At 52.9% G+C, this 23,122-nt stretch carries 24 protein-coding genes and 3 pseudogenes; 13 read left to right on the top strand and 14 right to left on the bottom strand.

Annotation, left to right across the window (positions count from 1 at the left end; genetic code table 11):
- The first annotated feature begins 183 nt into the window (after positions 1-183).
- On the top strand, positions 184-1,278 hold the full coding sequence (gene repC, locus EBB79_RS22790) for a plasmid replication protein RepC (RefSeq protein ID WP_127751338.1): 1,095 nt from the start codon (positions 184-186) through the stop codon (positions 1,276-1,278).
- A 286-nt stretch (positions 1,279-1,564) separates the two neighbouring features.
- Here repC and EBB79_RS22785 read toward each other — a convergent pair whose 3' ends face one another.
- Positions 1,565-2,449, bottom strand: a complete 885-nt coding sequence (locus tag EBB79_RS22785) for a LysR family transcriptional regulator (protein WP_127751337.1) — start codon at positions 2,447-2,449, stop codon at positions 1,565-1,567.
- 76 nt (positions 2,450-2,525) lie between these two features.
- Here EBB79_RS22785 and acdA point away from each other — a divergent pair.
- Together acdA and EBB79_RS22775 are read left to right on the top strand one after the other, a co-directional pair.
- Positions 2,526-3,751 (top strand): annotated as a pseudogene (acdA, locus tag EBB79_RS22780) (3-sulfinopropanoyl-CoA desulfinase).
- Positions 3,748-5,364, top strand: coding sequence for a thiamine pyrophosphate-binding protein (locus tag EBB79_RS22775; protein ID WP_127751336.1), 1,617 nt, complete (start codon positions 3,748-3,750; stop codon positions 5,362-5,364). Before acdA ends, EBB79_RS22775 begins: the two are co-directional and overlap by 4 nt.
- A 188-nt stretch (positions 5,365-5,552) precedes the next feature.
- Here the strand turns inward: EBB79_RS22775 and EBB79_RS22770 are convergent, their stop codons facing one another.
- A complete protein-coding gene (locus tag EBB79_RS22770; RefSeq protein ID WP_127751335.1) occupies positions 5,553-5,804 on the bottom strand; it encodes a helix-turn-helix transcriptional regulator in 252 nt (83 codons plus the stop codon).
- A 211-nt stretch (positions 5,805-6,015) separates the two neighbouring features.
- The gene (locus EBB79_RS22765; protein ID WP_127751334.1) at positions 6,016-6,465 is read right to left on the bottom strand and encodes an RrF2 family transcriptional regulator; all 450 of its coding nucleotides are present in this window, start codon (positions 6,463-6,465) and stop codon (positions 6,016-6,018) included.
- A 266-nt stretch (positions 6,466-6,731) separates the two neighbouring features.
- On the opposite strand from EBB79_RS22765, the gene EBB79_RS22760 reads away from it, so the two are divergent.
- The 5 genes and pseudogenes from EBB79_RS22760 (at position 6,732) to EBB79_RS22740 (ending at position 10,451) form a co-directional block, all read left to right on the top strand.
- Positions 6,732-7,079, top strand: a complete 348-nt coding sequence (locus EBB79_RS22760) for a cupredoxin domain-containing protein (RefSeq protein ID WP_238705151.1) — start codon at positions 6,732-6,734, stop codon at positions 7,077-7,079.
- Positions 7,076-8,532, top strand: a pseudogene (locus tag EBB79_RS22755) (cbb3-type cytochrome c oxidase subunit I). Before EBB79_RS22760 ends, EBB79_RS22755 begins: the two are co-directional and overlap by 4 nt.
- Positions 8,532-9,122: an SCO family protein gene (locus EBB79_RS22750; protein WP_164860904.1), complete on the top strand. Its 591-nt coding sequence runs from the start codon at positions 8,532-8,534 to the stop codon at positions 9,120-9,122. Before EBB79_RS22755 ends, EBB79_RS22750 begins: the two are co-directional and overlap by 1 nt.
- Before the next feature lie 155 nt (positions 9,123-9,277).
- Positions 9,278-9,673 (top strand): hypothetical protein, encoded by a 396-nt coding sequence (locus EBB79_RS22745; RefSeq protein ID WP_127751331.1) that lies wholly within the window; start codon positions 9,278-9,280, stop codon positions 9,671-9,673.
- On the top strand, positions 9,660-10,451 hold the full coding sequence (locus EBB79_RS22740) for a formate/nitrite transporter family protein (protein ID WP_127751330.1): 792 nt from the start codon (positions 9,660-9,662) through the stop codon (positions 10,449-10,451). Before EBB79_RS22745 ends, EBB79_RS22740 begins: the two co-directional genes overlap by 14 nt.
- Here EBB79_RS22740 and ccoS read toward each other — a convergent pair.
- The 10 genes and pseudogenes from ccoS to EBB79_RS22695 all read right to left on the bottom strand — a co-directional run bounded on the left by ccoS (position 10,448) and on the right by EBB79_RS22695 (position 16,793).
- Positions 10,448-10,627: a cbb3-type cytochrome oxidase assembly protein CcoS gene (ccoS, locus tag EBB79_RS22735; RefSeq protein WP_127751329.1), complete on the bottom strand. Its 180-nt coding sequence runs from the start codon at positions 10,625-10,627 to the stop codon at positions 10,448-10,450. The two genes, EBB79_RS22740 and ccoS, sit on opposite strands and share 4 nt — an antisense overlap.
- A 375-nt stretch (positions 10,628-11,002) precedes the next feature.
- Positions 11,003-11,167 carry a hypothetical protein gene (locus EBB79_RS24610; RefSeq protein WP_164860903.1) on the bottom strand — a complete coding sequence of 55 codons (165 nt, stop codon included), beginning with the start codon at positions 11,165-11,167 and terminating at the stop codon, positions 11,003-11,005.
- Positions 11,160-12,026 (bottom strand): cytochrome-c oxidase, cbb3-type subunit III, encoded by an 867-nt coding sequence (gene ccoP / locus EBB79_RS22730; protein ID WP_127751328.1) that lies wholly within the window; start codon positions 12,024-12,026, stop codon positions 11,160-11,162. Before ccoP ends, EBB79_RS24610 begins: the two co-directional genes overlap by 8 nt.
- Positions 12,023-12,196: a CcoQ/FixQ family Cbb3-type cytochrome c oxidase assembly chaperone gene (locus EBB79_RS22725; RefSeq protein ID WP_127751327.1), complete on the bottom strand. Its 174-nt coding sequence runs from the start codon at positions 12,194-12,196 to the stop codon at positions 12,023-12,025. The genes ccoP and EBB79_RS22725 overlap by 4 nt, the downstream gene beginning before the upstream one ends.
- A pseudogene (gene ccoO, locus EBB79_RS22720) lies at positions 12,193-12,923 on the bottom strand (cytochrome-c oxidase, cbb3-type subunit II). The gene EBB79_RS22725 and the pseudogene ccoO overlap by 4 nt, the downstream one beginning before the upstream one ends.
- Before the next feature lie 4 nt (positions 12,924-12,927).
- Positions 12,928-14,544, bottom strand: coding sequence for a cytochrome-c oxidase, cbb3-type subunit I (ccoN, locus tag EBB79_RS22715; protein ID WP_127751326.1), 1,617 nt, complete (start codon positions 14,542-14,544; stop codon positions 12,928-12,930).
- Entirely contained in the window at positions 14,541-14,837 is a 297-nt protein-coding gene (locus tag EBB79_RS22710) for a TehB family protein (protein ID WP_127751325.1), read from the bottom strand. The genes ccoN and EBB79_RS22710 overlap by 4 nt, the downstream gene beginning before the upstream one ends.
- Complete coding sequence (locus EBB79_RS22705; RefSeq protein ID WP_127751324.1) at positions 14,830-15,600, bottom strand: DUF2189 domain-containing protein; 771 nt, start codon at positions 15,598-15,600, stop codon at positions 14,830-14,832. The genes EBB79_RS22710 and EBB79_RS22705 overlap by 8 nt, the downstream gene beginning before the upstream one ends.
- 62 nt (positions 15,601-15,662) lie before the next feature.
- Complete coding sequence (locus EBB79_RS25095; protein WP_127751323.1) at positions 15,663-16,076, bottom strand: group III truncated hemoglobin; 414 nt, start codon at positions 16,074-16,076, stop codon at positions 15,663-15,665.
- Positions 16,077-16,793, bottom strand: coding sequence for a group III truncated hemoglobin (locus EBB79_RS22695; protein WP_127751322.1), 717 nt, complete (start codon positions 16,791-16,793; stop codon positions 16,077-16,079).
- 302 nt (positions 16,794-17,095) lie between these two features.
- Between EBB79_RS22695 and EBB79_RS22690 the strand changes: the two genes are divergently transcribed.
- The 5 genes from EBB79_RS22690 (at position 17,096) to EBB79_RS22670 (ending at position 21,731) form a co-directional block, all read left to right on the top strand.
- A complete protein-coding gene (locus tag EBB79_RS22690; RefSeq protein ID WP_238705147.1) occupies positions 17,096-17,533 on the top strand; it encodes a pseudoazurin in 438 nt (145 codons plus the stop codon).
- A 306-nt stretch (positions 17,534-17,839) separates the two neighbouring features.
- Positions 17,840-18,931, top strand: coding sequence for an ABC transporter ATP-binding protein (locus EBB79_RS22685; protein ID WP_127751321.1), 1,092 nt, complete (start codon positions 17,840-17,842; stop codon positions 18,929-18,931).
- Positions 18,931-19,860, top strand: a complete 930-nt coding sequence (locus EBB79_RS22680) for an ABC transporter permease (protein ID WP_127751320.1) — start codon at positions 18,931-18,933, stop codon at positions 19,858-19,860. The genes EBB79_RS22685 and EBB79_RS22680 overlap by 1 nt, the downstream gene beginning before the upstream one ends.
- A 3-nt stretch (positions 19,861-19,863) precedes the next feature.
- Positions 19,864-20,673, top strand: coding sequence for an ABC transporter permease (locus tag EBB79_RS22675; RefSeq protein WP_127751319.1), 810 nt, complete (start codon positions 19,864-19,866; stop codon positions 20,671-20,673).
- A 20-nt stretch (positions 20,674-20,693) separates the two neighbouring features.
- Positions 20,694-21,731 carry an extracellular solute-binding protein gene (locus EBB79_RS22670; protein WP_127751318.1) on the top strand — a complete coding sequence of 346 codons (1,038 nt, stop codon included), beginning with the start codon at positions 20,694-20,696 and terminating at the stop codon, positions 21,729-21,731.
- A 244-nt stretch (positions 21,732-21,975) separates the two neighbouring features.
- On the opposite strand, the gene argE is transcribed toward EBB79_RS22670, so the two are convergent.
- Positions 21,976-23,121, bottom strand: coding sequence for an acetylornithine deacetylase (argE, locus tag EBB79_RS22665; protein ID WP_127751317.1), 1,146 nt, complete (start codon positions 23,119-23,121; stop codon positions 21,976-21,978).
- Between the last annotated feature and the right edge of the window lies 1 nt (position 23,122).

The following is a 23,122-nucleotide window of genomic DNA, read 5'->3' as shown; positions in this document are numbered from 1 at the left end:
CCAAAAAAGAAAGAGCCCCCCAAGGAAATTCCCGGAGAGCCCAATCTGTTCTTTGCACTTTCAGATCTACCAGCTTCTCCGCGCCAGTCAACAACAACCGAATCGGTTGAACGGAGATTTGCGGCCTTTTTCCTGATTTTTTGACAAATCTGGGTTTTTTCCTCCGGTTGTCGTGAAAACAACATGGCATTTCTTCAAGCAGCTGCGCCCACTGGGTTGCGGTCCGATCCACTATTGTCCGCGGACAATGCGATTCCTGAACGCCACATTGTCGTTGCGACCCTTCGCAATGCGGCCCCCCGATTGGGCCTAAGCACCTCAGTGCTTACGACCCTTGATGCGATGCTTTCGTGTTTGGCACCGAAACGCAATCACCACACAGTCTTTGCATCTAACGCCACGCTCACATTTCGGCGCAATGGTATTTCAGACAGAACGATACGGCGGCACGCCGCAGCCCTACAAGAGATCGGCCTGTTGGTTCGCCGCGACAGCCCAAATGGAAAGCGGTTCACCAAGCACAGCCGCCACGACGGCAAAGCTCTCCGGTTTGGGTTTGACCTAACACCCCTGTTTGAGCGCCTACATGAGATCGCCGCACTGGCCGCTGAGGTCCTACGGGAACGCGATCAAATTGATTACGTGCGGTCCAAAATTCGCTCTGCTGCCAATCATTCCCTACAGCACGACCCTAACAATATACATGCGCTCAATACCCTACGTGTTCTTCGCCGTAAGCTGTCTCTCACTGACTGCGAAAAACTTCTTGCAGACCAACCCCTGGCCACCGTCCAAGCTGAAGCAGAGGATGATATTGTCGACGCATCAACAGCAACTCTGGCCGCCAGTGACGGTCAAAATGTCCGCCACTATCATAGGTCAAATAAAGAAGATATTGATAAAGAAGAAAAGCCTGTGACAACAGACACCCCTGGACAGAACCAGGGCAATGAAATCACCATCCCTGAGCTACTAAGGGCTTGCCCAGAAGCCTCCCAGTTTGCATTAGATAAAGTTACAACTCATCATGATGTTATCGCACATGCGCGAACACTTGCTCCAATGCTTGGCATCAACAATCACAGCTATGATGCTGCGCAGCTCCGTCTCGGAGCAATGGGAGCTGCCATGACCGTCTGGGCAATCATGCAGTTTCATGAAAAAATTAAGTCCGTTGGCGCGTATTTCCGTTCACTGACTACTGGTGCAAAGAGCGCGGATTTCAGCCCTGAAAAACTAGTCAAGCGCCTTGCTTCAAGTCAGACCCAGCTTGCATAGGGAAAGGATTGTCCGCGGACAATCTTCTTTCTGTCCAAAGTAAAGATTGGCTCTCATCGAGTACCACTGCCCATTTTCGCACCACCACCTTCGGGTCAGCCAGCATCACGCAATCTGGAGGTTGTTAGAATTTGTTGTTCACCCAACCAGTTCAGCACCAGCAGACCAAAGTGTCTTGAAAACCAGCAGACCCTTGCAAACTCTAATGAATAAGCTCTGGAAGGCAGTATATTTCTGACAATCGATACCTTCTATCATTCGACGGCAGATAGTTACGGATATTAGATCACCCATCTACCAGCGATCCGCTTGCCTTGACGATCACCTCAAAAAGACGGTCTTGCCAGCGTTCAACACCCGTATTTGTCTTGGTCACCAAAACCAGGTCTCGCTGAGGAAAAGGTTTTTTAACGTCACGAATATACACGCCATCATCCGCATATCTGAAAATGTCCGGGCGCGGTAATATTGTATAGCCCAATCCGTTCTTAACACATTCCATCGTCGCTTCGATGCTGTCCAAAATGATGATCTTTTCTGGCCTGTCCATCAGATCGTGCATCGCAGAAGCAATCAACTGGCCGATGCCTGTACTTGGCATAAAGTGAATAAAGGGGAGCGCCTGGCTAAGGGCGTTAGTTTCAAGGTGCTGGTGATCTCCCGGAATTGCAATTGCCATGTCCTCTGACGCTATCAGATCAAACCTTAGGCCAGCGATCGAACCTTGGACTTTGGTTACCACTGCGGCATCCAGCAGCCCGGTTGCCACATGGTTTGACAGTTTCTCGGACAGGCCCGAGCGAACTTGGAATTGGGCAAATGGCGCTTCAGCCTCAACGATTGAAAGAAAACTTGGCAAGATCCGCACGCTGGCGGACTGTATAAATCCAACTCGATAATTTCCAACCAACGGGTCATCAATTTCCGCCATTGATTTCAGGTTGTCGCGCTCACGCAGCACTCTGCCAGCTTGATCCGCAATCCGACGCCCCAATGGTGTCAGAAGAGGAGGTCTGGAGGCTCGATCAAAAATTTTGGCACCAAGGTCATTTTCCAATGTTTTCATCTGCATAGAAAGCGCCGACAACGTCATATTTTGCAGTGCAGCTGCTTTGCTAAAAGATGTGACTTGGCCAATCCGAACCAGTGTTTCCAATGCACGGATATTCATTAATTCAAAATCCTTGTAGTTAATCTTGAGTTTTATTAGATTGATATGAATTTCTCAACCTGTCATTTTTGACAGTATGGAAAATTCAACTAGAACCAAAATGTACCAACAGGTTGCACGTACGCTCGCAGCCAAATTTGCGCCGCGCGCCTCTAAGTGGGACCGCTCTCGCGACTACTGCTGGGAAAATGTGTTTGAACTTGCCGATGCGGGTTTTATGGGAATGACCATTCCCACTCGGTTCGGCGGGCAGGGGCCTCTTTCTACGATACAGTGCTGGTCGTAGAGGAAATTGCAAAGGCCTGCACCCTGTCGGCGCGGATCGTTGTAGAAGCCAACATGGGCGGTATTAGCGCCATCATGGCTTATGGCACGGATGAACAGCGCGCCTTTGCAGCACCTTTCGTATTGGCCGGTGACAAGCCCGCGATCTGCATCACAGAGCCAGAAACGGGCAGTGCAGCGACAGAGATGCGGACAACGGCGCGACGGGTGGGGATAAGTATATACTCAACGGGCGCAAACACTGGATTACCGGCGGCGGTGTTTCCAAGCTGTATGTCATTTTGCGCGTGTCTTGAATGAAGACGGCATGAACGAAGGCCTTACCGGGTTCATCGTTCATCATGATCCTGCGCAGGGTATCGAACCTAACGGATTTCGCGTTCTTGGTCGTGAACACACGATGGGATTGTGCGGCATGCCAGAGGCAGAGCTTGAGTTTGAAGACCTTGAGGTCGAGGCGCGTTTTGCCCTGATGCCCCGTCAGGATTCAAGCGTGGATTTGCCGATCTTATGAACGCCTACAACAGTCAACGTGTTGGGGCGGGCACCATTGCGATGGGGGTGGCTGCAGGTGCGTTGAGCCATGCCATACGCTACCTGAAAGAGCGCCAGCAATTTGGACGCCCATTGGCAGAATTTCAGGGACTGCAGTGGATGCTTGCCGATATGGACGCGGGCGTTCATGCTTCACGGTTGATGCTGCATCAGGCTGCTTTGTCAAATGGTCCAAACGGATCACCGTTCCCCGACATAATGATGGCGGCACGTGCCAAAGCCTTTGCTTCTGAAACCGCAATTAAGGTGGTCAACGACGCGCTGCAGATTTTCGGAGCGCGCGGCTACGGTGACAAGGAGCCCTTGGAACGTATGTACCGCGATGTCCGCATGTTTACGATTGGTGGGGGCACTGCACAGATCCTGAAAACACAGGTTGCCGGGCATCTCTTGAACATCAAGACACCGCAAACCCGAGACGGGTACAGCAATCTTGCACAGCGAAACTGGGGATCCTCATGAGCATGAATTTACGCGCTGCCGATTATGTCGCGCGCCGGTTATATGAAGCGGGCTGTCGCCATGCATTTGGTATGCCTGGTGGAGAAGTCCTGACCATTGTGGATGCACTGGTAAAGGCCGGGATCAAGTTCATCCTGTGCAAACACGAAAACAACGCAGGGTTCATTGCCGAAGGTGTGCATCACCGCAATGGCGCCCCTGCTATCCTTGTGGCAACCGTTGGACCAGGCGCCGTCAATGGTGTGAATGTTGTCGCCAATGCGCATCAAGATCGCGTTCCGATGATCGTTTTAACTGGTTGTGTAGATGAGGATGAGGCGCAAACATACACCCATCAGGTCTTAGATCACCAAGCTGTTTTCCGGGACATCACCAAGGCGACCTATCGTCTGACGGCTGACAGTGCGGATATAATCGCTGACAAGGCCGTCAGTGTCGCAACCGAAGGCCGGGCCGGGCCCGTTCATATCGATGTGCCAATTGGTGTGGCAGATAAAGTCACCGAAGTTAAGCGGCGTAGACGCCCTGTGGCCATGCCTGTTGTCCCGTCATCGGGCCCGGATTTGGACATGGCGCGGAGATGGTTGTCGACGTCTGAGCGACCTGTCATGATTGCAGGCCTTGATGCGGTTGCGGACGGGGCAGGGGCCGAAATCCTGGCCTTTTGTACCAAATTTAATGTGCCACTGATCACAACGTATAAGGGCAAAGGCCTGATCCCCGAGGACCATCCACTGGCCCTGGGCGGGGCAGGGCTTTCTCCGAAGGCAGACGGTATTTTGTTGCCGTTTATCGAACAGGCTGACCTGATCATCTGCGCAGGCTATGACCCAATTGAAATGCGCACTGGCTGGCGCGAGATTTGGGATCCTGCCTTGGTCAACGTCATTGATATAGCCTCGGTGCCCAATACGCATTACATGCACCAGGCAACGTTGAACATGGTGGCCAATACCCGAGAAACGCTGGCGGTGTTGGGCTCTGATGTGCAGGGCCGCCCAACTTGGACTGGCCAAGCCATCGCAGCCGTAAAAATACAGCTCGCGCTGGCCTTTCCAACGGATGAAGAGTGGGGGCCGGCCGCCGTAATCGATGAGTGTCGGAAGTCCTTGCCGCGGGATGCTCTTGCCACGGCGGATTCTGGCGCGCACCGAATTTTGTTATCGCAGATGTGGGATTGTTATGAACCCCGTGGTCTTATTCAATCCTCGGCGCTTTGCACGATGGGATGCGCCGTCCCAATGGCGATCGGCGAGAAAATCGTAGAGCCTGACCGTCAGGTCATCTCTTTCTCAGGGGATGCTGGCATGTTGATGGTCGCCGGAGAATTGTCCACCGCTGCTGAGCTGGGCGGCAATACGATCTTCTTGGTTTTTGTGGATGCCAGTCTTTCCTTGATCGACCTGAAACAGCGTCAGCGTCAGATGCATACCAATGGTGTTGAGTTTGGCCTGCATGACTTTGCCACTATTGGTCGGGCCTTTGGCGGAAATGGATTTGACGTTGCCACCCGCGCCGAGTTGCAACAGGCCTTGAATGCTGCGCAATCCTCTGATCGGTTTTCGGTGATAGCTGCTCGGATTGAACAGCACGCCTATGATGGTCGATTATGAAGTCCAAGGCACTGCCCGTACAATAAATATCAGAGTTGCGTTTGACTGTGCGCTGATCGGGAAAGGGCAGGGCCCTTTCTCCTTGCATCGGAAAATCGCGGTGCGCCTGAAAGCAACCAAAGGGTACAAGTTCGCCAAAGTTTGGCCCTCCGCATGTTCAAACGAACCAGGTCAGCCAAACGTTATCTTTATAAAAGAACGTCCTCTACCAGCTGGGAAAACAGCTGACTTTTGCCATTCACACCGGCCTTTTTGTAGATGGCGGTACATTGAGCTTTGGCAGTCCCAATACGTGTTTGTCTTAACGTTGCAATTTCGGCCAGTGACATACCTTTCAAGCCAAACCACGCAATGTCAGTTTCAGCGCTGGTAAGCCCTAGCTCTGAGAAATGCCGATCCACCACTGCTGAAAATTCACCTGATGTGATGTGGCGCGCCAAGCGGCCTGCGACACAGGCCAGACAACCGCATAGCTTAGCTCTGAAGGTGTTGTGGACTATGGCGCCTTGGTTTTGATCCGAATGACACGAACCCCGTGCAAGGTTGAAGCCGACGGTAGTCAGTTGTCGGGTGTTTTTTGGGATTGTTATAAGTCTAATACTGGTGAAAGCACCACGTGACACCTGGTCTTTGGGCACAACAATACGCTGTTCAGCCAACTTCCGAATGCATGATGCTTAGCAATCTGGACATCCCGGGTGATAGGGTAGGAAGGTCTGCTATTGTGTAGTCCTCTAGTGCAGTAAAGAATGCCTCCTGGGCGATATTTAGGGCGTTAGATAGACCGCAAGCGGGGGAAAACCTGCAAGCTCCACCATCCGACGACATACATTCGACCAGCGGCTTGTCCGCCTCTAAACCTCTGAGCACCGTTCCCAGGTTTATCTGGGACGGGTCTCGGGCCAGGCGCAGCCCGCCGCCGCGGCCCCGTGTTGAAACCGCATAACCCTCGTGAACCAGCCAACCGGTAACTTTGGCCAGGTGGTTGTATTTTGCATCGTGCAAATCTGCGATTTGACGCGTGGACAAAAGCTGGTCTGGCGAGGCGGCCAGATGAATGAGAATACGAAGCGCATAGTCTGAGAATTTTGAAAGTTGCATGCCGTGCACTTAGCACGACTTAACTGGTATCCCAAGTGTAGATTTAAATTGACATTCAAAATGCAAGTTTATAGGCACAACGGGAACAGACTTGGAAAGGCCAACACATGCAAACTTCGATCCTTCTTGTAACCTTGGCTCTCATGGCCCTTTCCGGTGCAGTGATGCTCCGTGTTTTGAGGGCGAAAGATGGGCCTTCTCCGCCACCTAGCGTCAACAAGCAACGCTCACGGTTTATCTGGTGCCTCGTAATACTGGGAGTATTGGTGTCACTGGCATCCCTGCGCGACTGGCCGCATCGTTCCGCGGGCAGTGACGCCATGATCGTGAAAATCACCAGCGGTCAATGGTGGTGGGAAACTGACACGGCTGAAATTCCACTTGGGCAACAGGTTGAGTTCCGCGTCACCACTGAAGATGTGAATCACGGACTTGGCATCTATGACCCGGATTTAAATCTGGTCGCACAGGTTCAGGCGATGCCGAACTACACCAACAAACTGGTCCACACCTTTGAGGTGCCCGGAACCTACCAGATCCTCTGCATGGAGTTCTGCGGGATCTCTCATCACGACATGATCAATGAATTTGATGTTCTGGAGGAAAGCAAATGAAGCTGGAATTACGTTCCCAATCCAAGGAAAACCCGCCGCCAAATCCACATGAAGCTCTAATAAAGATCACCATGTTACTGGGCGGCGTCGTTTTTTTGTTGATGATGGTATTCGGCTTGCTGATGCGGGTTGCCCAAGGTGGATTGATCGATCTTGACCCCGAGCTGTTCTATATGCTTTTGACGGCTCATGGGGCTGGCATGGTTGGCTCTGCTGCTTTGTCGGGTGCTGCGATCATGTGGTATTTCCTGGCGCGGCACGTTGAACTTCGTAGTCAGATATATATCGCTTTTCTGGGGCTGTTCCTGGCCGGAGTTGTGTTGATACTGGGTGCGATCTTCATCGGTCGCTTTGGCGGCGCCTGGACTTTCCTGTTTCCATTGCCTGCGCTGTCTGGCGGTCTTTGGGAGGCCGGGGCTGCAGTAACATTCTGCCTTGGGTATCTGCTGATTGGCGTGGGGTTCCTGCTCTATTATCTGGAGATTGGCCTGAAAATCTCCGGCAAATATGGCGGTCTTTTCGGCGCGTTGGGCTGGCGGTATCTGTTCCGCAATGACGCAACCGACCTGCCTCCGCCAACAATTGTTGCGGCCGCGAGTGTCCTGATATTCAATACGACAGGGATCGTGTTCGGCGCGGCCGTATTGGCGGCTACCATCGTAAACCTGCTGTTCCCAGCTTTTGACGTTGACCCGCTTTTGGCAAAGAACGCCACATACTTCTTTGGCCACGTCTTCATCAACGCGACAATCTACATGGCCATCACTGCTGTGTATGAACTGCTGCCCGAGTACACTGGCCGTCCATGGAAATCCACGCGCCTGTTTATTGGTGGCTGGGCCGCCGTGGTGATTTTTGTACAGGCAGTTTATTTTCACCACTTGCTGCAGGATGTGAATATGCCTGCCTGGACTTTGGCGGTTGGCCAGATTGTGTCCTACGCGTCAGGCGTGCCGCTAATTGGTATTACAGTGTTTTCCTTGTTGGCCTACATCAAGGGATCAAGGCTGAAGTGGGACCTACCTATCGGGTTACTGACACTGGGTGTAGTCGGTTGGGGCTGGGCGTGATCCCAGCGATGATCGACGGGATGATTTCAGTCAATAAGCTGATGCACAACACACAATGGGTTCCAGGGCATTTTCATACCTATCTGTTGCTGGGTGAAGTCGCGATGGCCTTTGGGTTCTCGGCCTGGTTGGTGCGCGACAAGGCGGCGCAGGGCATGTCTGCCCTGGATCGCTTGGTGTTCCGGTCTTATGTCGCCGGTGGTATGGGTTTTGTTCTGATCTTCCTGTGGTCCGGAGCCAGTTCAATCCCACGTCGCTGGGCCGTTCATTTCGACGAATGGCAATTGCAAAGCCAATTGGCGAGTGTGTTTGCTCTTGTTGTTGTGCTTTCCACACTTGTCATGGTGCTGCGTTATGCTGCCGGTCTGTTGCGTCGGTCGTGATGCGACAGTTGATTATAACCACGGTTGCAGCCCTTTTGGGCTGCACCACGCTGTGGCGGGCCACTGACGGGTTTCGGGCCATCACTGCGGAAGGCGCCCGCAGGGTACAGATCTCGGCAAATCCTGAACCCGTTCCCTCTGTTGTTCTGGAAACCATGGATGGCAGTTGGCAGAGCCTTAACAATCCAGACAGCCCGGTATTGCTGGAGTTTATCTACACCACTTGCCCAACTATCTGCCAAACGTCCGGGGGGGACTTCGCTGAACTTCGTGATTTCCTGTTGCAGTATAATCTGCAGGTCCCAATGTTCTCGGTCAGTTTTGATCCTGGAACGGACACACTGGAAAACATGCAAGATTATGCCAAGTGGCATACCGCGACTGGGATGCCCTGGACCGTTGGGCGACCTTTGCCGCAGGATTTGGAGCCTCTGTTAGACCTGTTCCGCATCACCGTCATTCCAGATGGCTGGGGTGGGTATCAGCACAACGTTGCGGTGTTGTTGATCAATCGTGAGGGTGCCTTTTCCGGTGCCTTTGATACCCGTGATTATAACGCCATTCGAGCTGCACTGGAGAAGGAGTTGTGATCCAATATTTGGCACCCATCGCATTTCTGGGCCTCGCAATTGGTGTGCAGTCGCAGGTCGGCTCTGATCCGGTCATCCATGTCCTTGTTCAAATCCCCGCATTGGCTGCGGCCGGTTACACCCTTCCGGTTACAGCGCGGATGCCCCAGATAGCCGTGGCGCCCGCGCTGATTTTGGCACTTGTAACCGGAATGATTTGGATGCTGCCAAGGTCGATTGATGCGGCCTTAATTGATCCTTTTTGGACCATCGCCAAATTTATTACATTGCCGCTTTTCTTAGGTCTGCCGCTGGTTTTGGCCTGGGGACAAATGGGGCCAATCCTAAAGGGATTCCTGAAGGCACAGTCGATTTCAATGCTGCTCTTTTTGGCATTTCTGTACACGCATTCCCCGGTGCGATTGTGCAATTCCTATCTGGAGGAAGATCAAATTCGCCTTGGCCTTGGCTTTGCCTATGTGGCGCTCGGCCTGATCGTGGTTTGGATTGCACCAGTTTTTGTCGGGACTTCTGAAACACATGAGAAAGATGGAAAACATGGCTTTTCTTGATAGCGTGACGACCTTTGCGAATGCGGCGGTTTCCAAGCGCGCACATCTGCAGAGAGACCCTCTTGGTTTCTTTACCCTTGCTATGATGGCCGGAGCCTATGTGGGCCTGGGTATAGTGTTAATATTTTCAGTTGGGCAGGGCGTCGATCCCGGCATCCGCCCGATTGTAATGGGGGCAAGTTTTGGCATCGCACTGATCCTTGTCATCTATGCAGGGTCCGAGCTGTTCACCGGACATACTATGTATATGACTATGGGGCTGTTGACGGGCCGTACGGGAGTTGGCGACCTAGTCCGCTGCTGGGCAGCAAGTTGGGCTGGAAATTTGGTCGGCGCGTCATTTCTGGCGTTGATATTTGTCTATGGCGGCGGTGGCGTCATTCTGGGGACCGGCGAAGATCGCTTGCTGTACAAAGTCGCGGCCAAAAAAATGCATGGTGATGGACTTAACCTGTTTCTAAACGGAATTTTGTGTAATTGGCTGGTCTGTCTTGCGATCTGGACCGGATCTCGAACCCAGAACGATATGGCCAAAATTGCACTGATCTGGTTCTGCCTTTATGCATTTATCGCCGCCGGATTTGAGCATTCTGTAGCCAATATGACGGTGTTTTCCATTACGCTGCTGTCCGACAACCCCGGTGACTTGACCTGGGCCGAGGCGCTGCGGAACCTGGCTTATGTCAGTGCAGGGAATGCAGTGGCGGGTGCTGGAATCATGGGGCTGGGGTACTGGGTGGCTGCTGGACGACCCAAAGCCGAACCAGCTGAAACTTAACTTTGTATTTTGTCCTTCTCTTCTTGCGAGAGGGGGACATCATCGACATCTAGTATCCACACTGAATTTCCGTCGGGATCGCCGTATTGATTTGTCCGGACAGTCCACAAAACTCCAATAAACGTGATCAAAGCAAGCCCGATGGAAATTGGAACAAGGTAGGTAATTGCTGTCATTTTGGTCTCTTCAGGCGCAACCCGTTGGCCAAAACGATGACCGACGAAGACGCCATCAGAAGGGCCGCGCAGTCATTTACCTCATCACCGATCATCAGAACGTGTTTTCCCTGTTCCTGCTCTCTCATCGCCAGAGATTAAAGAAACCGGGAGGTCAAGCGCCTTCAATTATTGTAGAAAGACGTCTGGTTTATCACGCTGCTTTTCTTCGTAGGAAATTTGGTGGATTTCACCATTGGATCGGCGAAACCAAAGTACCGGCCGATCCAATTCTTTTCGATCATTCCCGACAAAATGTGTTGAGCTCAAGTGTGCCCCATAGGTGGCAGAAATTCCCAACCTTTGATGTTCGGTTGCCCGGCGTGAATGCTTTGATCACTTTGCGGCCCGGGTGGTGTCAACGGGCAGCGGTTGGCCTTGATATGCATCCAGGGCCAGTGAGATATGATGGTATTTAGCGGCGGCGTAACCTAAAATCAGACTCAGGATCAGCGCGTAGAATATGCGCTGAGACCGTTTTTCCCGCTCTGGATCAGTCATCCCCTTGTCCTGCCCACAAAACATACAACGTTAGCATCCGAATTTCGGCTTCGGTCAAGCGATCAGACCAAGACGGCATAACGCCCGCCCGGCCATCATTTACTGTTTTCAGGATATCTTGTCGGGTGCCGCCATAAATCCAGGCCGCGTCCACCAGGCTGGGCGCGCCACTTTCCAGGTCACCGATCCCGTCGTCGTTGTGGCATCCCGAGCAATTTTCGGCGAACAGTTCACCGCCCCGCGCCACCGCATCCGGATTATGTTCTGCGCCCGAAATGGCCAGAACATAATCGACGACATCCGCTATGTCCGCCTTCTCCAGCATCTCGTCGCGCCCAAAGGCGGGCATTTCAGCATAACGGGTGTCTTCGTGGTCTGCGTTGATGCCGACCTGCAGGGTGTATTCGATCTCGTCCGGAAGCCCCGACCAAAGCCAATGGCCATCTGTCAGATTTGGAAAACCGTTTTGACCCAGCAAATCTCGCCCATGGCAGACCATGCAGTTGTCACGATATAGTACCCCGATTGAGGCCTCATATTGCGGTCGCAGTGTCGGATCTTGGGCCAGTGTTGTGACATCTTGTGTCTCAAAAGGGGCAAATGTTTCAACTCGGTGTCTTTGTCCGCTTGCAACCTGATCAGTCACCACCGAACGCGAGGAGTATCCAAGCAGACCGCGGGTATAATCGGTCACAAATGGCCAGGTTGGATAGAGCAGCCACATGACAACAGCAACAGCGATGGAACCCCAAAGCCAGATGCGAAAGGCCTTGGGCATCGGTGTATTGAGTTCCTTAATGCCATTCCATTCGTGGCCGGTAGTCAGTTCGCCACTGATCGCGTCACGTTCTGGTTTCATCGGATGATCTCCTCATCGCCCAGCGGACTTAGGGCGGCCTCATCATAGGTGGCTTTCCGGCTGGGCCAGTAGATCCATAGGGCAGCCAACAGAAAAACAGCCAGCAAATAGGCTGCGCCCCAGGTTTTGGAGAACACCAGAACACTGTCATGAACGGTATCGGGGTTCATCGTGCTATCTCCTCTTCATTCAGGTTGTCAAAGTCGACCAGTGTTCCAAGCATTTGCAGATAGGCGACCAGTGCGTCCATCTCGGTCACCTTGTCTGGCTGCCCGTCAAAATCACGGATTTGAACTTTTCGCCGTATCGATCGATCAATGCGTCTTCGTAGTTAGCATCGCGATCTGCCTGGTAGCGGGCATCACTGTCTGCATGGGCGATTTGTTCGCTGGTATAAGGCACCCCAGCTCGGGACAGGGCCGTCAACGAGGCTGGCAGCCGGGCCGTATCCAACCGGGTTTCGGATAGGAAGGCATAGCCCGGCATGACCGACCCCTCGACGATCTCGCGGGGGGTCTTTAGATGGGCGACATGCCAGGCGTCCGAATATTTGTTGCCAATTCGGGCCAGATCCGGGCCTGTACGCTTGGATCCCCATTGGTGCGGATGATCATACATCGACTCGGCGGCCAGGCTGAAATGGCCATAGCGATCCACGTCTGACTTTAAGGTGCGGATCATCTGGGAATGGCAAGCATAACAGCCTTCGCGCACATAGATGTCCCGGCCTGCCAGCTCTAGCGGGGTATAGGGGCGCATGCCGTCGACCTTTTCCACAGTGTTTTCGATGGTAAACAGGGGGGCGATTTCAAAAATCCCCCCCAACGAGGCCACAAAGAGAATGGCGGCGGCAAAGGCAATACCGTTGCGCTCCAGTTTTGCGTGTTTGGTATCCATGAAATTACTCCGCCTGCCGTGCCAGAGGATGCCCCGCACCATCACTCTCTGTGGTGCGGGCCCCGGTTACGGTCATGTAGATGTTGAAGGATCCGATCAGGGCACCCAACAAATAGAGCAGCCCGCCAATCGCGCGCGCCCAGTAGTACGGGATCATCGCGTCAACGGTGTCAATAAAGGCAAAGGTGAATGATCCATTGGGCTCATATGTCTGCCACATCAGCGATTGGGTGATGCCGCTGTTCCACATGGCTCCGACGTAGATAAGCGTACCCGTCAGCGCGAGCCAGAAATGCCATGCCTCTAGTCGCAGGGAATAGGTTCCATCGCGTTTCCAGATCCAGGGCACCATCTTGTACATGGCTCCAAACGTAATGAAAGCGACCCAGCCCAAAGCACCGGCGTGGACATGTCCCACGGTCCAGTCCGTATAATGGCTAAGGGTATTGACCGGACGGATAGCCAGGAACGACCCCTCGAAAGTTGACAGACCGTAGAAGAGGATAGCCACCATCATAAACCGGATCGCAGGGTCAGTGCGGACCTTGTCCCAGGCTCCGTTCAGGGTCAGTAATCCGTTGAAGACCGACCCCCAGCTGGGAACCAACAAGATGATAGACATTGTCATGCCCAAGTATTGGACCCAGTCGGGCAGGGCGGTGTAATGCAAATGGTGTGATCCGGCCCAGAGGTACAGAAATGTGATCCCCCAAAATCCAAGGATCGACATCCGATAGCTGTAGATTGGACGTCCAGCCGCTTTGGGCAAGAAATAGTACATCATACCAAGAAAACCAGCGGTGAGCAGAAACCCAACTGCGTTGTGGCCATACCACCACTGGGTCATCGCATCCTGTACTCCAGCGAACAGCGCATAGCTTTTGGGATAGGCGATGGACACCGGTATGCTGAGGTTATTGACGACGTGCAGCATCGCGATCACCACGATAAAGCCAAGGTAGTACCAGTTGGCAACATAGATATGCGGCTCCGCCCGACGGGCCAATGTACGCATGTAAAGAGACAGATAGGCGACCCAGGTAAACAGCAGCACCAGATCGGCGTACCATTCCGGTTCGGCGTATTCTTTTGATTGAGTGATGCCCAGTGGATATCCGGTAACCGCCAGCAGAACGAAAAGGTTATAGCCGCCAAATACCATCCAGGGCAGCGTTTCACTGGCCAGTCTGGCACGTGATGTTCGTTGCACCACATAGAAGGACGTGGCGATTAAGGCATTGCCTGCGAAACCAAATATTACGGCCGTTGTGTGTACGGGCCGAATACGGCCAAAATTGCTCCAGAACATGTCCCCATTCAACGATGGGATAGCCAGCTGCCATGCCAAAATATCGCCAACAGTGAACCCAATCACACCCCAGGTGAAACAGGCCAGAACCCCCCATTTAATGACATCGTCCTTGTACTCCAGAGGGATATCCGGGGCAGGATCGGAGAGCTTGGTGATAAGATGGATTGCCGCCCAGCCGGTACACCCGGCAATAAGCCAACCGTGCAGGATATATCCGGTATCCCGCCCATAGCCGAGAATAGCGAGCCCAAGTACAAACAGAACCAGCACCACCAACAGTGATATAATCAGTTCAACTCCGCGTGTCATCGATCGGTCTCCTGATCCGGGATACGGTAGAACTCGACCCTAAAGCTGACGATACCCTGAGGAGTGACACTATGTGGTTCTTCGGGCCAAATCGTTGCTGGCTCGGCTGCGGTCACGGTCTGTGCGGGCTTGCCTTTGCGTAAGTAGAGCAGAGACCCCTCGTGTACCATGATCCTCCCCCATACACTTGCCTTGGTCTGATGATCACGGCGCAGCGCATCAGGGAGGGTATCTTGGGTGAACACTGGCGATTCAGAGTATTTCACGGCGTTGGGTGGGAAGATGTCAGGCATCGGTGCTCTCCTGAAAAAGGTCCGCATAGGCATGCCATGTGGCAAAACCCAGGATCGGGAAAAGGGGAATGAGGGCCAAAAGGCCGGTCAGCACGCCTATGGTCACCAGGACAGTGACGCAGGCGGCCCAAAGAAGCATGAGACGGAAATTCTGTGTGGTGGCGTTGAAGCTAAGACCCATTGCTGAAAAACCGTCGATGTCACGATCCACAAGCATTGGGAAAGAAAACACCGAAATGGCAAACCCCAGGGCTGCGAATAAACCTCCTACGGCAGAGCCTATCAAAACCAGGGCCACACCTGAGGGAGTCGTGAACAGTGACTGAAGCGATTCCAGAAACCCGGGAAAGGGATGTAGCCCAAAGAAAATTGCGAACAGCAATGTTGCGGCGCGAATCCAGGATAGAAGCAAGATCATCATAACAACGCTCACCAGAAAGATCTGTCCCGGGGCAGCAATACTGTCGCCACCTTTCCCTTGTTGCCGACGGCTGAGTCGGTACAGGCCGACAGTTGCCATGGGGCCCAGCAGCATGGCTCCGGCCATCGCAGGTAGCATCATCCAGCTCAGACCCACTTGCCATAAAAGCCAGGTTGCCCCCCAGCCCAGTGCCACCAGGCCAACGCCATACGTTATTGCGACTGGCAAGTGTTTTTGAAAATCCGCAATGCCAGACGTCAGCCAGAGAGAGATCCTCTCCACCGGGTTTTCGTTCACAATTCTGGCCTTGCTGCGCAAGGAAACTGCATGGTCTTCGGTCATCACTTCAGATCCTTAGCTGTAAGGTGAACTTTGAATGTAGCTTAAAGGGGATGTTTAGATAGTCAGCTTGAGCGTAAGTTAGGTGCATTGCCGTGCCTTTCCCGAAACTGCCCAATCCCCATAGCCAAACTCTGCCCGATACGGTCCGCCAGATCAGCAAGGCCGTGAGCGGCGCCGTCAGGCAAAATATCTTCCGCTGTGTCGCGAAAAATCCTAAGCCATCGGGAAAAAAGCTCTGGCTGGACTTTGGAGTTTTTCACATGAACCAGCATTGGATTTCCGGAATAACTACGATCCAGCCCAGCGGCATTGCGCCAAAAGCTGGCAATTTTGGCTTCATGGGCGCGCCAATCTGCGGCATTTGTTCCTATTGCGGCATTGAAGATGGGCCCCAGTTCCTGGTCCGATCTAATGCGAGAATAAAACTCGATGACGACCAGTTGAATCTGTTCTGAAGTGATGTCGAATTTGTTCATTTATCCGGCCTTCGTATTGAATTTTAGGGTTGCTTTTGCGGTGCGTCGCGCTGTCTGAGTGGATGACAACAACAGTATGCCGCCAGCGGTCAGGAAGGCCCACTTGAGGAGTTCGGCAAGGATGAAAATGATATGAAGACTGCTGTCAGGGGCCTGAACCCCGGCCACAATTTGGTCGCTACGCATTTGCAATTGCGGTTGCAATAAAAGCTGCTGCAGCAAAAATATGACCACGGCAATCAGGTTGGTGATGTTGGGCAATCGCTGTGCATAGGCATACCCTGCAACCAAAATCGCCAACAAACCCCACTCGGCCAACCCTAGCCAAGCGAACTGCGCTCTGCCGATCAGCAGCAACTCGGCGGTTGTAAGTTGCACGACCTGAAATTTTGCCGGAGCAGCGATGATATTGCCTCCAAGGCAAATTCCGGCCCACATGAGAGTGGTTGTCGAAAGTACGACCCGCATCATTTTACCGCCTCTGAGATAGTGTTTTTCCAGTCCACGCGCCAGGCTGGCGGCGATATTATTCGCGCGTTTTTGCAAGTGCGCAGTGAATTCAGGGCTGGGGCTGATCTCGGCCAGTGTGTCATCAAACAAGCGAAGCCATATGGGGAACAGATCGCCTGACATGTCTGCCAGACCCAAATGCGCCTGTACTGGTTTGCCAGAATATTCACCTGTGTTGAGCAGAACCGAGCGCCAGAAACGCTCCATTTTTGCAAATGGAGGTCCCAGTTCTCGATGTTGTCATCAAAGACCGGTCCCAACACCGGATGGGCACGCACCTTGCCGTAAAATCCAAGAACTATCCCGGATATCACTTCCGGCTCAAATCCCATGGTAAGAGCGCGGCGTTGCACTTCGGCACGCCGGGCTAACGCTGGTGATTTCATATTTTTCATCATCTTTTCTGCACCATCCTTGATGAGTGGATGTAAATCTTTAAACTGGTATTGTAAATACCTATTTAATATTCTACACCGTGAAATGTGCAAACACGGAATAAGGAACACAAAATGATCTCTGGAAAAATGCTATCACTGGTCGCTGCCTTGGTGCTTGGAGCAACGGCAGTTCAGGCAGAATTACACGAAGTTCAGATGGTAAATCGTGCTGAATCCGGACGCATGGCGTTTGAACCTGCGTTTCTTCGAATTCAACCTGGCGATACGGTTAGATTTATAGCGTCGGATCGTGGCCACAACGCCGAAACGATTGCGACTATGTTACCTGCGGGGGTCGAAGGGTTCGCCGGAAAGATCAACGAGGAAATTGAGATCGTACTGGATGTCGAAGGCCTTTACGGGGTCAAATGCAAGCCACACTTCAATATGGGTATGGTCATGACAATAGCCGTTGGCGACGTCTCTCAGGTGCCGGATACCTACTTTGAAGGGCGCATACCCAAAAAAGCAATGGTGCGCTTTGATACACAGCTTACCAACCTCAACTAGCGTTTCAACTTGAAGAGACCACTGCACTAGTGGCTGATAAGAAAGGAGAAATTGGAGACCTTCACAGGCTTATTCCAGTTAAAGACCCATTGGGGTATTGTGTGGATTTGATTGGGGCAAAACTGAAAACGCGGTGATTGGCAGTCCGGACTGTGATGTCAGGATGGCCGACGCCGCTCTTACCAATACGATCTGTGCGCCCTTGTTAGGCTGAACCTAATGAACGCTGAGGCATACGGTTCTTAAGTTCGCGATGCGCCCTTTCTATACTTTCCTTGCAAAATGGCTTTGCCGAGGGAGTGACCATTGTCTGAAGAACGATCAGTAGCAATCGATGTTCGTGATGCTGTAAAGCGCTATGGTGACTTCACTGCACTCAAACAAATTTCAGTATCTATCAAGGACAACGAATTTTTTACACTGCTGGGCCCGTCAGGGTGCGGCAAGACGACTTTGCTGCGCATGATCGCCGGTTTTGAGAGTGTCACCGAAGGTGAGATCTATCTCTATGGGCAAGAAATCGCGAACCTGCCGCCTCACCAGCGACCGGTGAACACCGTGTTCCAAAACTATGCGTTGTTTCCGCATATGACGATCCTCGACAATATCGGTTTTGGCCTTGAGATGCGGGGCAGTTCCAAAGCAGATGCACGCAAACGGGCCGGCGAGATGCTTGAACTTGTGCAACTGTCACAATTCGCCTCTCGTAAGCCCTCACAGCTTTCCGGCGGCCAACAACAGCGTGTCGCATTGGCACGTGCGCTGGCCCCACGGCCCAAAGCGCTGTTGCTGGATGAACCGCTGTCTGCACTGGACCTGAAACTTCGCAAAGCGATGCAGATGGAGCTGAAGCACCTGCAGCGCGAGACCGGCATTACCTTTGTTTTCGTAACCCACGATCAGGAAGAAGCTCTGACAATGTCAGACCGTATCGCGGTCATGTCGGCGGGTGAGCTGCAGCAACTGGGCGAAGCGCGAGATATTTACGAACGCCCACGCAACATGTTTGTGGCGGATTTCATTGGGGAAACCAATCTATTGGATGTCTCCGTCGACAAAATCGTGAACGGGCGCGCGATTTGCCATTTGGGCGGTGGGCATGAATTGACTTGCAACGAGGTTGAGGGGGTCGGGGTTGGCTCGAATGTACATATGTCTGTTCGCCCTGAACGCTTGTTTATTTCGGACGAGCCAACAGAGAGCGAAAGCCTGAAGGGAAAGGTGTTGGAAAATATCTTTGCAGGCACCGATATCACCACAATCATTGATCTTGCTGACGGCCCAAATTTCACTGTTAGAACTTCGAATTCCGACCGGGGGAACAAACGAATTTTTGAACCCGGCAACGAGGTATTCGTCAACATGGAGCTGGGGGCGGCACGCCTCCTGGTAGACTGATGGCGGCCGGTGCAGCAAGTGGCGGCAGTGCCACCACAGATACTTACAAAGAGGCGCGGACCTGGCTACTGTTGCCAGCCTGGCTTGTTCTTTTGGTGTTGTCCTTGGTTCCAGTGGCAATAATGCTGATTTACTCTTTCTTGACAAAAGAGTTCAGGGGCGGAGTGATCTGGGACTTCAGTTTTGCGGCCTATGATCAGTTCTTCTTTGATCGTGGGTTGTTTGGCGACGAAGCGCCAAAGATTGAGTGGACCTATATCACCATATTCTGGCGCTCGATATGGCAGGCTGGTGCAGCTACAATTCTGAGCCTGATCATTGGGTTCCCAACCGCATACTTTATCGCCACGCGTTCGGAAAAAGTTCGCCCAATGTGGGTATTCCTGATTACCATTCCATATTGGGTCAACCTGTTGATCCGCACAGTTTCGATGAAATTCCTGCTGCGCGATCAGGGACCCCTCAATGATTTTCTGATGTGGACCGGTCTTATTGACAGCCCCATCCACATCGTGAACACAAATTTCGCCGTGCAGCTTGGATTATTCTACTCGTACCTGCCGTTTATGGTCTTGCCGATTTACGCTGCCGTTGAGCGTTATAACTTCGGTCTAAGTGAGGCCGCAGCGGACCTTTATGCCACGAAATCGCAGACCTTGCGGCGCGTTCTGCTGCCGGCGGTTAAACCCGGCGTGATCGCAGGATGTATCTTGGTTTTTGTACCGTCACTTGGTTCGTTTCTTGCACCAGACCTTTTGGGTGGCGCCAAGAATTTCATGATCGGCTCGCTGATAGAAGAGCAGTTTAAGGGCAACGCGGGCAATTGGCCCTTTGGCGCGGCGGCCTCAATGGTCTTGTTGACCATGGTTCTGATCATCTTGATGATCTTTGCCCGGCACCAGGCCAAATCCGAAAAAGCTGAGGGTTGAGCAATGGCAGACGCAAAGTTTGATATCAAAACCTATCGCGGCTTTCGGGCCATGACGCTGCTTTGTCTGGTGGTTCTATATGCGCCACTGATTGTGGTCACCATTTACAGCTTCAATGCATCCAAATCGATTACCGTCTGGGAAGGCCTTTCGTTCCGCTGGTATATTGATGTTTTCAACGGACCAGAGAGCGCAAAGTTCAAACTGGCGGCTTGGAACAGCTTTGTGATTGCCATTGTGGCTGCCACTGTGGCGACAACCATCGCAACCCTAGCTGCCACTGGGATGGTTCGTGGTGGAAAATTCAAACTGCGCACTCTTTCCTTCGGGTTGATTTCACTGCCGCTAATGGTCCCGGAAATTGTCACCGCCGTGGCCACGTTGATCTTTTTCAATGCGATCGGGTTTGACCGCGGCCTGTTGACGATCCTTCTGGCGCATACAGCCTTTTGCATTCCCTTTGCATACCTCCCGATTTCAGCGCGGATGCAGGGGATCGAGGACACTTACGAGCAGGCGGCAATGGATCTCTATGCCACCAATCGGCAGGCCTTTACCAAGATTCTGCTGCCTCTGATGATGCCCGGTATCATTTCCGGATATCTGCTCGCCTTTATCGTCAGCCTTGACGATTTCATCATCACCAACTTCGTCAAGGGCGCCGGGGTGGAAACTCTGCCAACGGCGATCTTTGGCGCGGTGAAACAGGGCATCAAGCCCAATATCATGGCCATTTCGACGATGCTGTTGGCGTTGTCGATCGTGATGGTCACGATCTCATACTTCGTCAGTAAGACAGACGAAACGAAGTAACCCAACAGATGGAGACTCCTATGAAAACCCTGTTCAAAGCAACAGCCGTAGCATCCACAATTGCCATGTCGGCCAGTGCTGCGCTAGCCGATGGCAAAGTGGTTGTTTACCACTGGTTTGAGTATATTCCCCAAGAGCTGGTCGACAAGTTCACTGCCGAGACCGGTATCGAAGTGGTGATGGACACTTTCGATTCCAATGAATCGATGCTTGCCTCGCTTAAAGCCGGCGGAATTGGCACATACGACGTTTCGGTGCCCGGTGACTATATGGTCAAAATTATGTCTAACGAGGGCCTGCTGGATACCATCGCTGACGGAGAACTGGCTAACAAAGGCAATATCGCGCCGGAGTGGGCCAATCCCAACTTTGACGAAGGCCGCACCCATTCGATTCCATATCAGTGGGGTTCGACCAGCTTTGCGGTGAACCGGGATGTATATTCCGGAGAGATCAACACGACCGATATTCTGTTCAACCCGCCGGCTGAACTGTCAGGCAAGATCAACATGCTGGACAGTCAGGGCGAAGTCATGGCAATGGCCGCGCTGCATATGGGCATCCCGCAGTGTTCGTCTGACCGGGAACAGCTGAAGGCCCTAAACGCCATGCTGCAAGCATCCAAAGGACACTGGGCTTCGTTCAATTCTGACACTGCAAAAGAGGTGCTGGTATCCGGTGATGCCGTTGTCGGGCAAATCTACGATGGCTTTAGCGCTAAGGTCCGCGAAGAAGGGACCAATGTGGAGTACGCTTTCCCAACACAGGGCTACGTGGTCTGGATGGACAATGTTGTTTTGCTCAAGGATGCACCGAACCGGGCCAACGCGCTCAAGTTCATGGACTTCCTTCTGGAGCCGGAAAATATCGCAGCCGTCTCTAACTATGCCCGCTATGGTGCAGGCGTAAGCGGCGTCGCAGAGTACCTGGACCCGGCGTTGGCTGAGATGCCAGAATCCAACCCACCATCATCCGCAGGCGCAGGCGTATTTATCGAAGTGTGCGATGAGCAGACGCAGGCGGTGTACGACAAAATCTGGACAAACCTGAAGAAGTAACCAAGGCCCCGTGCTCAGAATTACAGATCTGAGCACGGGATTTTTTGAGGTATCAGATGGGTTGAAGTTGTGAATTTCATTACAGGCCAGGCGAGCTGGCGAATAAACTGTTCAGATCGCAATAGAATTAGGCCTGCCATGATCCAGAGTGCCGTCCAGATTTAGTGCAGGCTTTTGGGATGTTGTGCAGCCAATCAACCAAGCTATCTATAGGCCGCCCGACACTGGGTATATGATCCGAGATCTACCTGGAAATGTCATCGATAATGCGATCCATCATTTGATCGCAGGCTGCAAGTTGAGCCTCGGTGACATACTCGTCTGGTTTGTGCCCTTGCCCGGCCATCGAACCGGGGCCACACACGACAGTGGGCAGGCTCAACCCGGCGAACACTCCGGCCTCTGTGCCAAAGGCGACTTTGGTTGTTTCTGACCCACCCGCCAACCGCTGAGCCAGTCCAACAATAGCTGCCTCCGGTGCGACACTCAGACCGGGGTAGGTGTTGTATCGTTCCAGCAGGATGTCAGCCCCCGAAAAATCAAACTGGTATCGTCCAGCAATCCGCTGGGCTGCGGCGTTAATCGTATCCATGATCAACTCAGGGGAATCCTCGGCCAAGTGCCTATATTCAAAGACCAGTTCAGCTTTGTCCGGGACGATATTGAGAGCAGTGCCACCTGATAGTGTGCCTACGTGAACGGTGCTACAGCTGATGTCATAGGCTGTGTCGCGCGCGCCGTCTGCGGCGAGCCAAGCTTGAATTCCACGCAACTCGGCAATGAAATCGGTGGCCAGATGCAGGGCATTGACGAAATTCGGAGCAAGGGCCGAATGGCCGTTCTGCCCGATGCAGGTCGCTTTGATCGCCGCCTTGCCCTTATGCCCGATGGCCACTTTCATTTCCGTTGGCTCACCCACAAAACAGGCGCGAGGGTCACCCAAATGCGGTGCCAGTTGTGCTGCCATCTGTTGGATTCCGACACAGCCGATTTCCTCGTCATAGGAGAACACCAGTTTAAGCGGTTCGGTCAATTCGCGTTTGCTGGCCTGATCAGCAGCACGGAGCATGCAGGCCAGATAGCCTTTCATGTCAGTAGTGCCGCGGCCATAAACGCGACCGTTGTCACGCGACATATGAAACGGATCGCGAGTCCAGTCTTGCCCGTCTACCGGGACGACATCGGTATGGCCTGATAAAAGAATTCCACCTTCGGCCGGGCCGATTTCAGCAAACAGCCCAGCCTTTTGGGACGTGGGGTCATCAAAACGGGTCAACCGAAAACCCCGCTCACGCAAGAAGCCCTCGATAAACGCGATGAGGTCGAGGTTGGAACGCGCGCTGACCGAGTTAAACCCGATCAGCGGTGTCAGAATTTCTAACGTGTTCATG

Origin of the sequence: Parasedimentitalea marina (assembly GCF_004006175.1) — a bacterium.
In the GTDB taxonomy this organism is placed as follows: Bacteria; Pseudomonadota; Alphaproteobacteria; order Rhodobacterales; family Rhodobacteraceae; genus Parasedimentitalea; species Parasedimentitalea marina.
This window is presented reverse-complemented; position numbering and strand designations above follow the sequence as displayed.

What these genes read in the sequence shown, in the direction of transcription:
- ccoN (WP_127751326.1), bottom strand. Translation starts at nt 14,544, where the DNA reads ATGACACGCGGAGTTGAACTGATTATATCACTGTTGGTGGTGCTGGTT.
- argE (WP_127751317.1), bottom strand. Translation starts at nt 23,121, where the DNA reads ATGAACACGTTAGAAATTCTGACACCGCTGATCGGGTTTAACTCGGTC.
- ccoP (WP_127751328.1), bottom strand. Translation starts at nt 12,026, where the DNA reads ATGAAACCAGAACGTGACGCGATCAGTGGCGAACTGACTACCGGCCAC.
- EBB79_RS22670 (WP_127751318.1), top strand. Translation starts at nt 20,694, where the DNA reads ATGAAAACCCTGTTCAAAGCAACAGCCGTAGCATCCACAATTGCCATG.
- EBB79_RS22695 (WP_127751322.1), bottom strand. Translation starts at nt 16,793, where the DNA reads ATGGAGCGTTTCTGGCGCTCGGTTCTGCTCAACACAGGTGAATATTCT.
- EBB79_RS22785 (WP_127751337.1), bottom strand. Translation starts at nt 2,449, where the DNA reads ATGAATATCCGTGCATTGGAAACACTGGTTCGGATTGGCCAAGTCACA.
- repC (WP_127751338.1), top strand. Translation starts at nt 184, where the DNA reads ATGGCATTTCTTCAAGCAGCTGCGCCCACTGGGTTGCGGTCCGATCCA.
- EBB79_RS22680 (WP_127751320.1), top strand. Translation starts at nt 18,931, where the DNA reads ATGGCGGCCGGTGCAGCAAGTGGCGGCAGTGCCACCACAGATACTTAC.
- EBB79_RS24610 (WP_164860903.1), bottom strand. Translation starts at nt 11,167, where the DNA reads ATGACTGATCCAGAGCGGGAAAAACGGTCTCAGCGCATATTCTACGCG.
- EBB79_RS22740 (WP_127751330.1), top strand. Translation starts at nt 9,660, where the DNA reads ATGGCTTTTCTTGATAGCGTGACGACCTTTGCGAATGCGGCGGTTTCC.
- EBB79_RS22725 (WP_127751327.1), bottom strand. Translation starts at nt 12,196, where the DNA reads ATGAACCCCGATACCGTTCATGACAGTGTTCTGGTGTTCTCCAAAACC.
- EBB79_RS22775 (WP_127751336.1), top strand. Translation starts at nt 3,748, where the DNA reads ATGAGCATGAATTTACGCGCTGCCGATTATGTCGCGCGCCGGTTATAT.
- EBB79_RS25095 (WP_127751323.1), bottom strand. Translation starts at nt 16,076, where the DNA reads ATGAACAAATTCGACATCACTTCAGAACAGATTCAACTGGTCGTCATC.
- EBB79_RS22750 (WP_164860904.1), top strand. Translation starts at nt 8,532, where the DNA reads ATGCGACAGTTGATTATAACCACGGTTGCAGCCCTTTTGGGCTGCACC.
- EBB79_RS22765 (WP_127751334.1), bottom strand. Translation starts at nt 6,465, where the DNA reads ATGCAACTTTCAAAATTCTCAGACTATGCGCTTCGTATTCTCATTCAT.
- EBB79_RS22675 (WP_127751319.1), top strand. Translation starts at nt 19,864, where the DNA reads ATGGCAGACGCAAAGTTTGATATCAAAACCTATCGCGGCTTTCGGGCC.
- ccoS (WP_127751329.1), bottom strand. Translation starts at nt 10,627, where the DNA reads ATGACAGCAATTACCTACCTTGTTCCAATTTCCATCGGGCTTGCTTTG.
- EBB79_RS22690 (WP_238705147.1), top strand. Translation starts at nt 17,096, where the DNA reads ATGATCTCTGGAAAAATGCTATCACTGGTCGCTGCCTTGGTGCTTGGA.
- EBB79_RS22710 (WP_127751325.1), bottom strand. Translation starts at nt 14,837, where the DNA reads ATGCCTGACATCTTCCCACCCAACGCCGTGAAATACTCTGAATCGCCA.
- EBB79_RS22705 (WP_127751324.1), bottom strand. Translation starts at nt 15,600, where the DNA reads ATGACCGAAGACCATGCAGTTTCCTTGCGCAGCAAGGCCAGAATTGTG.